Source organism: Pseudomonas glycinae (assembly GCF_001594225.2).
Lineage (GTDB): Bacteria > Pseudomonadota > Gammaproteobacteria > Pseudomonadales > Pseudomonadaceae > Aquipseudomonas > Aquipseudomonas glycinae.
The window spans coordinates 3,157,093-3,169,220 of the sequence record NZ_CP014205.2; the positions used below are offsets into that span (position 1 = coordinate 3,157,093).

20 protein-coding genes are annotated in these 12,128 nt (G+C 60.0%); 16 read left to right on the forward strand and 4 right to left on the reverse strand.

What is annotated here, in order from left to right; genetic code table 11:
- Positions 1 to 14: 14 nt before the first annotated feature.
- Positions 15 to 227 carry a BcepMu_gp16 family phage-derived protein gene (locus AWU82_RS14220; protein WP_064381033.1) on the reverse strand — a complete coding sequence of 71 codons (213 nt, stop codon included), beginning with the start codon at positions 225 to 227 and terminating at the stop codon, positions 15 to 17.
- An 84-nt stretch (positions 228 to 311) separates the two neighbouring features.
- On the opposite strand from AWU82_RS14220, the gene relB reads away from it, so the two are divergent.
- Both relB and AWU82_RS14230 read left to right on the forward strand, forming a co-directional pair.
- Entirely contained in the window at positions 312 to 662 is a 351-nt protein-coding gene (gene relB / locus AWU82_RS14225) for a type II toxin-antitoxin system RelB family anti-toxin (RefSeq protein WP_064381031.1), read from the forward strand.
- 101 nt (positions 663 to 763) lie between these two features.
- Positions 764 to 949, forward strand: a complete 186-nt coding sequence (locus AWU82_RS14230) for a hypothetical protein (protein ID WP_064381029.1) — start codon at positions 764 to 766, stop codon at positions 947 to 949.
- Positions 950 to 989: 40 nt separating this feature from the next.
- Here AWU82_RS14230 and AWU82_RS14235 read toward each other — a convergent pair whose 3' ends face one another.
- The 3 genes from AWU82_RS14235 to AWU82_RS14245 all read right to left on the reverse strand — a co-directional run bounded on the left by AWU82_RS14235 (position 990) and on the right by AWU82_RS14245 (position 4,145).
- Positions 990 to 1,247: an ogr/Delta-like zinc finger family protein gene (locus tag AWU82_RS14235; RefSeq protein ID WP_081794887.1), complete on the reverse strand. Its 258-nt coding sequence runs from the start codon at positions 1,245 to 1,247 to the stop codon at positions 990 to 992.
- Between the two features lie 74 nt (positions 1,248 to 1,321).
- Positions 1,322 to 2,191 carry a phage portal protein gene (locus tag AWU82_RS14240; RefSeq protein ID WP_084776941.1) on the reverse strand — a complete coding sequence of 290 codons (870 nt, stop codon included), beginning with the start codon at positions 2,189 to 2,191 and terminating at the stop codon, positions 1,322 to 1,324.
- Positions 2,103 to 4,145 carry a terminase large subunit domain-containing protein gene (locus AWU82_RS14245; protein ID WP_064381027.1) on the reverse strand — a complete coding sequence of 681 codons (2,043 nt, stop codon included), beginning with the start codon at positions 4,143 to 4,145 and terminating at the stop codon, positions 2,103 to 2,105. The genes AWU82_RS14240 and AWU82_RS14245 overlap by 89 nt, the downstream gene beginning before the upstream one ends.
- Before the next feature lie 161 nt (positions 4,146 to 4,306).
- On the opposite strand from AWU82_RS14245, the gene AWU82_RS14250 reads away from it, so the two are divergent.
- The 14 genes from AWU82_RS14250 (at position 4,307) to AWU82_RS14315 (ending at position 12,126) form a co-directional block, all read left to right on the forward strand.
- Positions 4,307 to 5,230 (forward strand): GPO family capsid scaffolding protein, encoded by a 924-nt coding sequence (locus tag AWU82_RS14250; protein ID WP_064381025.1) that lies wholly within the window; start codon positions 4,307 to 4,309, stop codon positions 5,228 to 5,230.
- A 1-nt stretch (position 5,231) separates the two neighbouring features.
- Positions 5,232 to 6,251: a phage major capsid protein, P2 family gene (locus AWU82_RS14255; protein WP_064381023.1), complete on the forward strand. Its 1,020-nt coding sequence runs from the start codon at positions 5,232 to 5,234 to the stop codon at positions 6,249 to 6,251.
- On the forward strand, positions 6,248 to 6,970 hold the full coding sequence (gene gpM, locus AWU82_RS14260; protein WP_064381021.1) for a phage terminase small subunit: 723 nt from the start codon (positions 6,248 to 6,250) through the stop codon (positions 6,968 to 6,970). The genes AWU82_RS14255 and gpM overlap by 4 nt, the downstream gene beginning before the upstream one ends.
- A 98-nt stretch (positions 6,971 to 7,068) precedes the next feature.
- The gene (locus AWU82_RS14265; RefSeq protein WP_064381019.1) at positions 7,069 to 7,530 is read left to right on the forward strand and encodes a head completion/stabilization protein; all 462 of its coding nucleotides are present in this window, start codon (positions 7,069 to 7,071) and stop codon (positions 7,528 to 7,530) included.
- Positions 7,527 to 7,973 (forward strand): phage tail protein, encoded by a 447-nt coding sequence (locus AWU82_RS14270; protein ID WP_064381017.1) that lies wholly within the window; start codon positions 7,527 to 7,529, stop codon positions 7,971 to 7,973. Before AWU82_RS14265 ends, AWU82_RS14270 begins: the two co-directional genes overlap by 4 nt.
- A complete protein-coding gene (locus tag AWU82_RS14275; RefSeq protein WP_064381015.1) occupies positions 7,960 to 8,643 on the forward strand; it encodes a phage virion morphogenesis protein in 684 nt (227 codons plus the stop codon). Before AWU82_RS14270 ends, AWU82_RS14275 begins: the two co-directional genes overlap by 14 nt.
- Positions 8,644 to 8,654: 11 nt before the next feature.
- Complete coding sequence (locus tag AWU82_RS14280) at positions 8,655 to 9,770, forward strand: DUF2586 domain-containing protein (protein ID WP_064381013.1); 1,116 nt, start codon at positions 8,655 to 8,657, stop codon at positions 9,768 to 9,770.
- A gap of 6 nt (positions 9,771 to 9,776) precedes the next feature.
- Positions 9,777 to 10,226: a phage protein gene (locus AWU82_RS14285; RefSeq protein ID WP_064381012.1), complete on the forward strand. Its 450-nt coding sequence runs from the start codon at positions 9,777 to 9,779 to the stop codon at positions 10,224 to 10,226.
- Entirely contained in the window at positions 10,226 to 10,438 is a 213-nt protein-coding gene (locus tag AWU82_RS14290; RefSeq protein WP_064381009.1) for a TraR/DksA family transcriptional regulator, read from the forward strand. Before AWU82_RS14285 ends, AWU82_RS14290 begins: the two co-directional genes overlap by 1 nt.
- Positions 10,435 to 10,641: a hypothetical protein gene (locus AWU82_RS14295; protein WP_064381007.1), complete on the forward strand. Its 207-nt coding sequence runs from the start codon at positions 10,435 to 10,437 to the stop codon at positions 10,639 to 10,641. The genes AWU82_RS14290 and AWU82_RS14295 overlap by 4 nt, the downstream gene beginning before the upstream one ends.
- Positions 10,638 to 11,171 carry a lysozyme gene (locus AWU82_RS14300; RefSeq protein WP_064381005.1) on the forward strand — a complete coding sequence of 178 codons (534 nt, stop codon included), beginning with the start codon at positions 10,638 to 10,640 and terminating at the stop codon, positions 11,169 to 11,171. The genes AWU82_RS14295 and AWU82_RS14300 overlap by 4 nt, the downstream gene beginning before the upstream one ends.
- A complete protein-coding gene (locus AWU82_RS29310; RefSeq protein WP_064381003.1) occupies positions 11,171 to 11,626 on the forward strand; it encodes a lysis protein in 456 nt (151 codons plus the stop codon). The genes AWU82_RS14300 and AWU82_RS29310 overlap by 1 nt, the downstream gene beginning before the upstream one ends.
- A 42-nt stretch (positions 11,627 to 11,668) precedes the next feature.
- Positions 11,669 to 11,962 carry a putative phage tail assembly chaperone gene (locus tag AWU82_RS14310; RefSeq protein ID WP_064381002.1) on the forward strand — a complete coding sequence of 98 codons (294 nt, stop codon included), beginning with the start codon at positions 11,669 to 11,671 and terminating at the stop codon, positions 11,960 to 11,962.
- Between the two features lie 23 nt (positions 11,963 to 11,985).
- Positions 11,986 to 12,126 (forward strand): DUF6890 family protein, encoded by a 141-nt coding sequence (locus AWU82_RS14315; protein ID WP_018929247.1) that lies wholly within the window; start codon positions 11,986 to 11,988, stop codon positions 12,124 to 12,126.
- The last annotated feature ends 2 nt before the right edge of the window (positions 12,127 to 12,128 follow it).

Sequence of the window (12,128 nt, forward strand, 5' to 3'; positions counted from 1 at the left end):
GTTAATACAGATCGTTACTGTTCGATTACGCCGTCTTTGATACCCAGTAGAACGGCGGCGCGATGTGCCTCCCCACGGCGACAATGGCTCTGACCACTCAGCACCGCGTATACGGTGCTGGGATTCAGGTTGTTCAATTCAGCAAAGTTCTTCGCGGTCTGGCCTCGCTTCTCCAGCGCTTCACGCGCTTGTATGCGGGCTTGCTCGGTGATGGTTGTGTTGGGCATAGTGCAATTCCTTGCGTTTTCGTGTGATGACGAGCGCAGGATGTGGCAAAAAACTGCCATTGTAAATATCTGAGTGGAAAAAAATTGACCCTGTCCGAAGAGATTGGCGCCCGCTTGCGACAATTGCGTGCCCAGGCTGGGCTGACGCAAGATCAGCTAGCTGAAAAACTTGGTGTCTCAAAACGAACTCAAGGAAATTATGAATCTGGGGCGAGTGATGCCCCCGCGTCTTACCTGAGCCTCGCAGCAAGCGAGCTGGGCTTTGACGTTGCATTCATCGTCAATGGCATCCGTACCACGCTCCCGATTGAAGCGCTTTCAGAAGTAGAGGACTGCTTGATCGCTCAATACCGGAGCATTACTCCCGGTGACCAAGAGGCAATCCGCCGGTTTCTGAAAGCAATGGCTGACGACGCAGCCCGTCAGAAGACTTAACCCGTTACATAGCTTGTACGACAATGGTCACCCCTACGTTCTAAAGTCGGTTCTCATCCCGTCAATGCCGATTCAGCCATGCACTTTATGGAGTAGTCAGCATGTTGGATCGCATCAAAAAAGAACCTCTTTGCTTGGGATTCGCAGAGTTCGAATGGCACACCCTGAGCAAAGCGGAACGCCGCCTCATTGGCCTATACCGGTCATTGAGTGAAAAGGAGCAAGGTCAGCTTCGTCGGCTATCTGAAATTCTTGCCATCAATCCTGAAGAGTCAGCCAACAGCTGATGTCTTGATCGCCGACGTTTCGGTGTCGGCGATTGACCTATCACGCAACTGCCTGCGCCCCGAGCTGCTCGAACAACTCCCGCTGTTTAGCCCTGGGCATTTCCCGAAGTCGATCAAATAGCAATCTGTCGAAGGTTTGCGCTGATGGACTCAGCGTGTGGGAAAACGTCAAATGGGCCACCCATGTATGCCCGCACTGTACGTCCAGGCACTGGCAATAGAGCGTCACGAAATCTGGCGATTGCGGCTTGCTATCGCGGATTAATCCCTTGTTTCCACACTTACATGTCACTCGCATATGTCCCTCCCCAGGGGCAGCTGATCGCCACCATATTGCCACAATTTTTAGTGGAAACTTCTTAGTAAGGTGTCTCATGAAGTGGCTTCAACTGCTTCAGGCGCAGTTTTCCAGCTAAATCGCCTATCTTCGCGCAGCCGATCATTCAACTGGTTGAACAGCTGGCAGATCGGTCGGATCTCGTTGCTGGTGTACACCCGATCAATCTTCTCGATGTCGCCAAACCCGCCGGTGTTTTCCGGGATGATGCCGGCCAGCGCTGGGTTCATCCGCCAGGCTGCGATGACGTCGTTTCGGGTGATGTTTTTCACTTTCTCCAGCTCGTCTTTTGCCTGGAAGTCACCCACCGGGATGATCTGGATTGCGTTCTCTTTGCCGTTAGGGATGTTGACGAACATCGAGCGGAAGTTTCCCACGCCCTTGCTCGCGCTGATCTGGGCGCGCAGCTCGTCTTCGTCTTCTTCAGTCAAGTCGGGGTCGTTGGTGTAGAAGATGTAACCGGCGTGCGCACCGTTGCTGTAGTAGCGCCGGCGGAAGAGGGTGGCGGCCTCATTCAGCAGCAACGCCTGCAGGCCGCCCAAGTAGTCCGGGATCCCGTAAATGTTCTGTTCGACGTCGTAGTCCAGGACGTGGGAGATTTCGTGCGCCTCGAACTCCATTTCCTTGTTGTCGGGCAGCAGCATCACGAAGCCTCCGTCGACCTTCACGCGCATGTTGATCGCCGGCAGGTGCTGCAGCTCCAGCACCTGGCCGAACGCGTTGGTGTCGTTGTAGAAGTACGCTTCGCCGAACACCATGTAGTCCAGCCCGGCACGGCCCATCGTCTCCGTGCTGCAGCCGGCCGAGGCGATAAACTCACGCAGCAACAGGTTGCGTTTGAACTTCGGAATGGCGCCGTGGTGCGCGTTGGCGCGCAACAGCTTGGCCAGGCCTGCCCGAGACACTGGCGGTTTGTAGATCTTGCCGTCGTCGCTGGGAAACACCCCCACGTACTCGCCGATATTGCCGGACAGCACCTGCTCCGGCTCCCCGAACGTAAACGAGCGCATTGGCTGTTGCTGTGGTTGGGCTACGTGGTGCTTTCTGCGTTTGCGGTTGGCCATGGCTGCTCTGGTTACTCGTGACGTAGCGGCTACGGCGCCGCTTGTTGGTGTTCAAAGGTTCGTTGGACAGGGCGTGCATCACCGCCCAGGCGATGTCGGCGTGACCGGTGGCCTCGGTACGGGATGCGCTGTAGGTGATCTGGCCGCTGTTGGTGGCGCCGCGCTTGATGGTCAGGAACGCCTGGGCGATGTCCGTCCAGCCCGCGTCCCACTCGATGCGACTGCCTTGGATCGTGTCCTGGGCTTTCAGCACCAGGGCGTTTTTTGCCTCCAGGCTGTAGTGAATCGGCGTTGCCTTGGCGTAGAAGTCGCGCACCAGGTCGAACACGCCGTAACCCACGCCGGTGACATCGATGCCGATGTGCTGCACGTTGAAGCGCTCGGTCAGCTTCTTGACCTGCGCGGCCTGGTAGGTGAACGAGTGGCCCCGCCAGCTGTGCTTTTCCAGAATCCGGAACTTCGCCCCGGGTTCGAGCGGCGGCGCGATGACCACACAGGTGGCGTCGTCGCGGGTGCGGCTCGGGTCGTAGCCCAGCCAGACCGGGCTGTTGCCGAACGGGCGATCCAGATCCGGGTTGTAGTCCTCCCACAACGACAGATCCGAATAGCAGCGCTCCAGATCCTTGAGGCTGAATGCGCTTTGCGTGCTGTCGATGAACTTGCAGTAGAACAGCTGCTGAAACTTGTCCTCGTCGTACTCCAGCTGCAGCTGCTCCAGGTCGAACAAATCGCAGCCGCCGGCGATCGCATCGTCCAGGGTGATCGTCTTGCGCCACTGGCCGTCCGGACACAGCGCGCCCTGCGTGTAAGCCGCTTCGCTCGGCCACACGCCGCCGGCCTTCTTGCCGCGCTTGCTGTTGCGGAATTCTTCGCCCGACCAGAACGGATACGCTTGGTGCGACACCGCGCTGGGCGTCGAGAAATAGGTTTTGCGCCATTTCTTGTGGGTGCCCATGGCGCTGGCCACGGTGCTGAGCTTTTCGAAATCGCGGATCCAGAAATATTCGTCCACGTAGACGTGGCCGTGGTAGCCCTGTGCGGTGCTACTGTTGGTGCTGAGAAAGCGCAGCTCGGCGCCGTTGCTCAGGGTGATCGGGTTACCGGTCAGCTCAATATCAAACCATTGCTTGGCGAACTGGATGATGTAGCTGCGGAAGATCTCGGACTGCGATCGGCTGGCCGACAGGAACACCTGGTTATCACCGCTCAACACCGCGTCCATGAACGCTTCGCCGGCGAAGTAGTAGGTCAGGCCGACCTGACGGCTTTTGAGGATGTTCCGTACACGGCGGGTCAGCGGGTTCTGTTTCGCCTCGAACAGCTCTTTCTGGTAGCCGTACATTTTCGAGATGAACTTATCCAGGAAGTCCACTTCGGTCAGGCCGCTGATATCGTTCTTCGCTTTTTTCTCGCGCTTCTTGCCGCCGCCTTCGCTCCGTTCGCGGCGTTGACCAGGTTGCCGCTCGCGAGACTCTTCCGCACGGTCTGACGGCTCTGCCAGCGCGGGTTTGGCCGCGAGCTTTTTCAGACGCTCCAGCAGGCTGGTCAGCCGCTCCAGTTCGTCCAGTTCGGCTTTCGTCAGCGGATCGATCTTTTCCAGAATCAGGGTGATTCGTCGGTTGACGGCGCTCAACGGTTCTTCGTCCGTCAGCATCTCGTCCCAGCCGCCTTGGCGGATCCAGTAGTAGACGATGCGGATATTGGGCAGCTTCAAATGCGCCTGGATTTCCTTCACCGAACAGCGGCGCAGGTAGAGGCGTTTTGCGGCTTCTTTGACTTCGGTCGGGTAGTTCATGGCCGCAGTCTATGCGGCGAAAACGTCGGAAACGCGGGCTGAAATGCGGCGTTATTCGTAGAGTTTTCTTCTACGAATCGTGCCGAAGCAAAGCGTTTGTTTGGGGGATTTCGGCTCCCTATCGTGGAGGCTCATTCAACGATTGAGCGCAGTCACCACTCATGCCCCGTTCCCTTGTCTCCTACTGGAAACGTGTTGCCACCAGCGGTCCGACCGTCGATGGCCGCGAGATCCTTCCCCAGGAACTGCGCGACATCGCCGAGACCTACACGCCAACGTTGTACACCGCCGTTATCTGGTGTGAACACGAACGTTGGTTCGGTTCATTCGGCACCGTGTTCGCTGTGCGCCTCGTCGAGGACGCGGAAGACCTGGAGCCTGGCCAAGTTGCCCTTGAGGCGCAGTTGAAGCCCAACGATAAGTTGCTGCGCCTCAACGACGCCGGCGAAAAGCTGTTCACCAGCATCGAGATCAGGCCGAATTTCCGGGGCCGTGGCAAAGCCTATATGACCGGCATCGCGGTCACTGACGAACCTGCGAGCGTCGGCACTCAGGAACTCTACTTTTCCAGCCGTACCAGCCGCGATTCGTATTACGCCGCCTCCCACGAACTTGGCTCTTTGAGCGAAACCGAGCAGCAGGGTGAGATCGGGCGCCTTGCCGCCATGTTCACCCGCTTGTTCAAGCGCTTCGGCATCGAAGACACGCCCACCGAAACCACTCCGCAAACCCCAACCGAGAGCAAACCCCCAATGGATGAAGCTACCGCAACGGCCTTGAAAGCCCTGCTGGCCCAGCTGCTGGTCGTCGCTGCCGGCATTCAGGCCGTGATCGAGCCTGCAGCCGAAGATGCGCCGGAACCCGATCAGGCCCCGATCGATGACGTCAGCGCTGCAGTAGACGAGATCGTCACCACCGCCGAGGAAGAGCGCGAATTCAAGCGCAACGGCGGCGGTAACAAGGCAGTACTGGCGGCGCTTGGCAACCTGCAAAAGCAGTTCTCCGCACTGCAGAACACCAGCACTGGTCGTCAGTTGCCGCGTACCACTGGCGCCACTGACAAAACCAAAGTGCGGGTACTCTGACATGGCCCGTTCCCTGAGCGCCTACGGCGCCAAAATGTATGCAGCGATGCAGCTGGCGATGGCCGAAACTTACGGCGTCGAGCTGTCCAGCAAGATGTTCAGCGTTGAGCCGTCCATCACCCAAGAGCTGAACGACGCCATCACCGCCAAGTCGGACTTCCTTTCGCGCATCAACGTCATCGGCGTGAGCGAGATCAAGGGCGAGAAGGTGTTCATCGGCGTGTCTGGTCCGGTCACCGGTCGCACCAACACCAAGACCACCGACCGCGAAGCGAAAGATGCTTCCGAGCTGGACAACACCACTTACGAACTGTCGTCCACCGAGTCCGACGTGGGTCTGCCGTACGCAAAAATCGATGCCTGGGCCAAATTCCCGGACTTCCACCAACGCTACTCGGCGGCTGTGCAGAAACAGATCGCCCTAGATCGCATCATGGTCGGTTTCCACGGCCTGAAAGCCGCTGCGCAGACCGATATCGCGGCCTATCCGATGCTGCAGGACGTCAACAAAGGCTGGTTGCAGCAACTGCGCGAGCAAGCACCGCAGCAGGTACTCAAGGAAGGCAAAGCCGCCGGCAAAGTCACCCTGGGGCCGGACGGTGATTACGCCAATCTGGACGCCTTGGTGCATGACACCAAGCAAATGGTGGACGAGCGTCTGCGCGACGGTGGCGACCTGATCGCCATTATCGGCACTGATCTGCTGGCCGCAGACAAGGCCAAGCTGTATGCCAAGCAGGGCGACACCCCGACCGAGAAAGAGCGCATCGAGGACGCCCAGGTGATCGCCACCTACGGCGGTCTGCCGAGCTTTAGCGTTCCGTTCTTCCCGGTCAACGGCGTGCTGGTCACCAGTTGGGACAACCTGTCGATTTACTTTCAGGACTCCAGCTGGCGCAAGCAAACCGTGGACAACCCGAAACGCTCCCGCGTCGAGGATTACAACAGCCGCAACGAAGGCTACGTGATCGAGCAGCTGGAAAAGATCGCGCTAACCGAAAACGTGGAGCTGGTGAAGTGAGCCTGGCCCTTGCCCACAAGCGCCGCACTTTGGCCCTTGGAAGCGCTGCAGTGATCGCTGCTGCAGCGGCACCGCAGGCGTATTCGCCGGCGGAAGCCCTGAGCAGCCCGGCCAATGCCAAAAAGCACCTGCAACTGCAGGAAGCGGCAATGGCTCAAGACCTGGAGCGCCTGAGCGCGATCAAGGGGCTGGCCGGACGCCAGGCGCTCAAGCGTGAGGAACTGCTCCCCAAATATCAGGACTTCATCCAGCGCTACATGGATTCGGACCTAGTGATGCCGAACCCCGTCCTGGTGCAGGTGATGATCTGGCTGTTCGACACCGAGCAGTTCGAAGACGGCCTGGTGCTGGCGGGCTTTGCGATCGAACAGGGCCAGCAGATGCCGGAACGCTTCAAACGGCGCGACGTGCAGACCTTCGTTGCAGATGCGGTGATCGATTGGGCGTACGGTGAATACAACGCTCAACGCAGCCCGGAGCCTTACCTGTCCAACCTGCTGCCGCGTGTCGACGGTGAATGGGATCTGATCGAGCAGATCCCGAGCAAGTACCACAAGTTGATCGGCATGCGCGCCATGGAGGCCGAGCAGTGGGAAACCGCGCTCAAGCACCTGGAGCGTTCTACCGAGCTGTACGCGAAGGCCGGCAACGAGACGCGCATTGCGAAGTGTCGCAAGGCGATCGCCAAACAGACACCCGCCATCACCGGCGCCCAATAACCGACTACCCCCCCAGCGGGGAACTGTGGACGTGTGTCTGCCATTTATGGACAGCCCCACGAAAAACAGTCTCCCCGCCCTAATTCGAGCGGTCAGCAATGAGCTTTTCCGGGAAACCCACCACCTTTGTGGAACAAGCGATCGAGAACGACGGCTTCTGGCCGGACCTCTCTGTGACCGAGTTCCAGAAGGGTTACCGCCTTCCGGCGGAGCACCTGGTAGAGATGCTGGTCATCAACCTGGCCACGGCCATGACCGAGGTCAACCGTGACCTCGCCAAGTTGAAAGCGCGCTGGCAGGGCGCTGGAGTGTCACGCGTTGAATCTGCAGACAGCACCGTCCTGCCGGAGCGCACCTTTCAAGCTGAGACGTACAAGCGCGCCGTGTATTGCCGTGCGAAAGCCAGCTTGCTGCCGGAATTCGCCTCGATCATCCGTCGGGAAAGTGCGGAGAATCTGGGCAAGGAAGCCCCCGAGCGCAAGGAAACGTTTCTGGAGTTCAGCCAGCAGGCCGTCCGATCGCTACAGGGTCGCGGCCGCATCACGGCGGTGCTGCTGTGATCAAGCTCCGCGCCCTGACCACGTTCCTGATCGAGCGCCGGCTGGTCGAGCCTGAGCAGTTGGACAGCTGGACCAATCAGGTGAATCTCGAACTGATCTGGAAGCCTGACGTCGGCGGCATGCGCATGGGTGACATGCGCTACAGCGCCACGATCGCGCTGGAGCGTTTCGCCGATCATCCGGGGCGCCTGATGGCGTTGGTGGGCAGTTGGCTGGAGAGCCACGACCAGGACCGCGACGAACTGCCGCCTGCGAAGTTCGACATCACGATGCTCGACAACGATCTGGCCGACGTCGATATCACCCTCGAATTCATCGAGCCGCAATACCTGGCCGAGGATCCGCAGGGCGAAATCGAGGGTTTTGGTAAGACCTGGTCGTTCATCCCGTTTGACCTATGGGTCGCTGAACACGGCGAGGTGTCGAGCCGTGGCCGGGCGTAGCACCTTCGAACTCGATGCCCGGGGTTACCTGGGCGTGCGCGAGCAATTGGCGCTGCTGAGCCTGCCGCCGCAACTGCGCCGGCGTTTGCTAAACAACGTCTCCAAGCGCGTGCGATCGATGAGCCGCAAGCGGGTACGCGACCAGCAGAACCTCGACGGGTCACCGTTCGAGGCGCGCAAGGGCACCGGCAAGGGCAAAAAGAAGATGGAGGCGGGGCTGGCCAAGCTGATGCAGGTCACCCGTGTCAGCCCCGACGAAGCTGTGCTGGGCTGGAGAAACGCCCTGACCAGTTGGGTCGCGGCGCAGCAACACAACGGCGTCAGTGAACGCCGCACCGCCGCCCAGATGAAGCGCTGGAACAAGGTTCCGGAGGGACTAGCCGCGACCGAGAAACAGGCAAAGCGACTGCGGCGCTTGGGCTTCAAGGTTCGCCAGGCGGGCAAAAAGTCACTGACCAGGCCGTCTGTGGCTTGGATTCAAGAGCATGTGAACTACGCCAAGGCGGGGCTGCTGATCCGCATCTTGGACGATGAAAAAGCCGAGAGCAGCGGCGCGCAGAGCTGGGAAATCACCCTGCCCAAGCGCCAGTTCATCGGCGTCAGCACCGAACGAGACACTGGCTTGCTGCTGAACCAGGTGCTCCAACAAATTCTCAATTCACCCCGCTAGCGAGGCACTGCATGGCACTCGGCAAAGTCAGCGTTAACAACCTCAATCTCGGCCAGGGTGCCGTGACTGAGATCGAACGCTATTTCCTTTTCATCGGCACCGCCGCCAAAAACGTCGGCCAGTTGCTCGCCCTCAATACCGACAGCGACCTCGACGGTTCGCTGGGTATTCCGGCCAGTGATTTGAAAACCCAGATCACGGCCGCACGTCTCAACGGCGGCGATCGCTGGGCGTGCCTGGCCGCTCCGGTCGCGGCCGACGGTGACTGGTTCGAAGCGCTGACGAATGCGCAGCAAAAAGGCTTTTCAGTCGAAGCGGTGGTTATCACCAAGCCTGTGACCGAGGGCGCGCAGTTGTCGGCCATGCATGACGCGGCGATCGCGCTGAACAACACCTTCGGCCGTCGCGCTTTCGTCTTGGCGGCAAGTGCTGGCATCACTGTGCAACAGACCTGGTCGGAATACCTGATCGAGCAGAAGAAAATTACCGCCGATCTGGCGGCGCCGCGTGTCCTGGTCGTGCCGCAGTTGCACGGCAATGACCTGGGAGTGCTGGCTGGTCGACTGGCCAACGCCGCCGTGAGCATTGCTGACAGTCCAATGCGCGTGGCGTCCGGTGCAGTGTTGGGGCTGGGCACCGTTCCCGTCGACAAGGAAGGCGTGCCGTTGCCGTCCGCCATTCGCGCCGAACTGGATGCGGCTCGCTTCTCCGTGTCGCAAACCTATCCCGATTACCCAGGCGTGTTCTGGGGCGACGGCAACATGCTGGATGCACCGGCGAGCGATTTTCAGGTAGTCGAGTATTTGCGCCTGGCCGACAAGGCTGCTCGCCAAGTTCGCCCGCTGCTGATCCGCCGTGTAGGCGATCGCCGCCTGAACAATTCGCCCAACAGCATGGCGGCCGCAATCAGCGCTTTCATGAAGCCACTGCGCCAGATGGCCAAGGCCACCACGTTCGCCGGCGAGGTGTTCCCTGGCGAGATCGAATCGCCCCAGGACGGCGACATCGTCCTGGTGTGGCGCAGCAAAACCAAGGTTGAGATCTACATCAAGATCCGACCGCTCAACTGCCCGAAAGACCTCACGGCGAACATCGCCCTGGACCTTTCCCACGACGATTCGGAGTAATCCCCTATGTCCCGTATTGGCGGTAAAAACTTCGACATCAACCTGGGCGATCTGCAGATCCACGTTGAAAGTTGCACCCTGGATATCACCGACAACACCGCCGTGGCGCAAACCCGTGGCGTCCCCAACGGCACCGTCGACGGCGATGTGTCTGCCAGTGGCGAGTTCGAGTTCGACACCAACAACTTCAACCTGCTGATCGAGGCGGCACGCTCTGCCGGCAGCTTCCGTCAGTTGGAACCTTTCGACTCGGTGTTCTTCGCCAAAGCCGGCGATGAAGAACTGCGCATCGAGGCCTTCGGCTGCAAGTTGAAGGTGTCCAGCCTGCTCAGTGTCGACCCGAAAGGCGGCGAGAAAACCAAGCACAAGGTGCCGTTCGACGTTTCCAGTCCGGACTTCATCCGCATCAACGGCGTGCCGTATCTGGCAGCTGCCGAGATCGAGGGCCTGCGCTGATGGTCTGCCCGTTCGACCGCGCCCAGGCATTGGAGCAACGCCAGCGTGACCAGGCGATCGCCGCTCAGCTGGCCCGCACGCGGCCGATCGGGCCAAGCCTGACCCATTGCGAGGACTGCGATAAACCGATCCCCGAAAAACGCCAGGCGTTGGGCGGTATGACTCGCTGCGTGCCGTGCCAAACCATTTTTGAGAAAGAGGTTCTGCGATGAGCGCGAATCAGGTCGCCCAAGACACCGCCGTTGCCTTGGCCAAGGCTTCGCCTGCAATCGGCGTGGCTGCTACAGGTGTGACGGGCGCCGTCGATTGGTCGGCGGTCGCCTACATGCTGACCGCGCTCTACATGGTGCTGCAGATCCTTCTGCTGATTCCCAAGTATCGCCAGATGCTGGTGGACTGGAAGGGCAAGTCTTGAGCCTGCGCACCAAGATCGCCACCGGAGTGATCGTGCTGGCCAGCGCGCCTTTGCTCGCATTCCTGGGCAAGTGGGAAGGCAATGGCCAGAACGTGGTGTACCCCGACAAGCTGGCCCGTGGCCTGCCTACGGTGTGCAAGGGCATCACCCGTTACACCACTCCGTATCCGTTGATCGTCGGTGACTACTGGTCGCCGGCACGCTGTGCCGAGGTGGAGCAGCTGGTGGTCGAGAAAGGCCAAGTGGCTCTGGCTGACTGCCTGAGCAACCCAGCGATCGGGCAAAAGACTTTCGACGCCCTGAGCAGCCACGGCCACAACTTCGGTGTGCCAAGTACCTGTGCCAGTCGCGCGGTCGGCTTGATCAATGCCGGCCGCATCGCCGAGGGCTGCAAGGCGTTGGCCTGGGCGCCGGATGGCAAGACAGCAGTGTGGTCGTCGATCACCGATGCCCAGGGCCGCAAGCAGTTTGTACCCGGGCTGCACGCTCGCCGGCGCGCCGAAGCGGCTATGTGTGCTGAGGGGTTGTGATGCTGCGCGAGATCCTGTTTCCGCTGCTGGCGTGCCTGGCGGCGTTCATTGGGATCGACATCTTGCAGGGACAGCGCGACACCGCCCGGGCGGAGCGTGATGCAGCCCAGTACGAAGCCAGCGGCCTGCGTGAAGCTGCCCGAATCAGCGGCGAAATGATCGCCGCCCGTGACGCGATCGACCGTAACCGTACCGAGGAACTGAACGATGCACGCATCCAAATCGATGCTCTACGCCTTGATGTTGCCGATGGCCGTCAGCGGCTGCGCGTCAAAGCCACTTGCAGCACCACCACGCCAAACGCCACCGGCGCCGGCGGCTTGGCTGATGCAGGCACCGCCGAACTCGCAGCAGACGCTCGACCGGATTATTTCACCCTCAGAGATCAGCTCGCTCTCAGCAAGCAAATGATCCTGGGCCTGCAGGACTACGTCAGCCAGGTATGCCTGCGCTGACCTGATTCACCCTTTAATCCAACCACTAAAACGGACATGAACATGAGCCAGATGCAAACCCGCGATATCACCCTGGAAGTCGGCGACAAAGAATTCACTTTCACCCTGACGCCTCAGGACGTGACCAAGTACTTCAACGCTATGACCGCCAACAACAAGGTCGCGCCGTCGTTCAACCTCCTGAGCAGCACCGTGCTGCCTGCGCAGAAGGCTGAATTGCGCGAGCTGATGGCCAACCCGGTGATGACCATGCAGATCGCCGGCGCGCTGCTCGAGGAGTACGCCCCTGACATCGAGATCATCGTAAAAAAGCCCTTGAGCACGCTGACCGCCTGAACGAGGACGGTCTGGGCCAGTTAATGGCCCTGACCAACCGTTGGCTACCAGGTGCCGAGCCCAGCATTGAAAACATGGGCACGGCTAAGTGGCTGGAAGACGAACACTGGAAGCGCATGGAATTCGCCGTAGCCAACGGCATTGCGCATGCGCTGAACGGATAGGA

Bases quoted from the DNA above. Each gene is read 5' to 3' on its own strand.
- AWU82_RS14220 (WP_064381033.1), bottom strand. From the start codon at position 227: ATGCCCAACACAACCATCACCGAGCAAGCCCGCATACAAGCGCGTGAA.
- AWU82_RS14230 (WP_064381029.1), top strand. From the start codon at position 764: ATGTTGGATCGCATCAAAAAAGAACCTCTTTGCTTGGGATTCGCAGAG.
- AWU82_RS14235 (WP_081794887.1), bottom strand. From the start codon at position 1,247: ATGCGAGTGACATGTAAGTGTGGAAACAAGGGATTAATCCGCGATAGC.
- AWU82_RS14245 (WP_064381027.1), bottom strand. From the start codon at position 4,145: ATGAACTACCCGACCGAAGTCAAAGAAGCCGCAAAACGCCTCTACCTG.
- AWU82_RS14250 (WP_064381025.1), top strand. From the start codon at position 4,307: ATGCCCCGTTCCCTTGTCTCCTACTGGAAACGTGTTGCCACCAGCGGT.
- AWU82_RS14255 (WP_064381023.1), top strand. From the start codon at position 5,232: ATGGCCCGTTCCCTGAGCGCCTACGGCGCCAAAATGTATGCAGCGATG.
- AWU82_RS14265 (WP_064381019.1), top strand. From the start codon at position 7,069: ATGAGCTTTTCCGGGAAACCCACCACCTTTGTGGAACAAGCGATCGAG.
- AWU82_RS14280 (WP_064381013.1), top strand. From the start codon at position 8,655: ATGGCACTCGGCAAAGTCAGCGTTAACAACCTCAATCTCGGCCAGGGT.
- AWU82_RS14285 (WP_064381012.1), top strand. From the start codon at position 9,777: ATGTCCCGTATTGGCGGTAAAAACTTCGACATCAACCTGGGCGATCTG.
- AWU82_RS14290 (WP_064381009.1), top strand. From the start codon at position 10,226: ATGGTCTGCCCGTTCGACCGCGCCCAGGCATTGGAGCAACGCCAGCGT.
- AWU82_RS14295 (WP_064381007.1), top strand. From the start codon at position 10,435: ATGAGCGCGAATCAGGTCGCCCAAGACACCGCCGTTGCCTTGGCCAAG.
- AWU82_RS29310 (WP_064381003.1), top strand. From the start codon at position 11,171: ATGCTGCGCGAGATCCTGTTTCCGCTGCTGGCGTGCCTGGCGGCGTTC.
- AWU82_RS14310 (WP_064381002.1), top strand. From the start codon at position 11,669: ATGAGCCAGATGCAAACCCGCGATATCACCCTGGAAGTCGGCGACAAA.
- AWU82_RS14315 (WP_018929247.1), top strand. From the start codon at position 11,986: ATGGCCCTGACCAACCGTTGGCTACCAGGTGCCGAGCCCAGCATTGAA.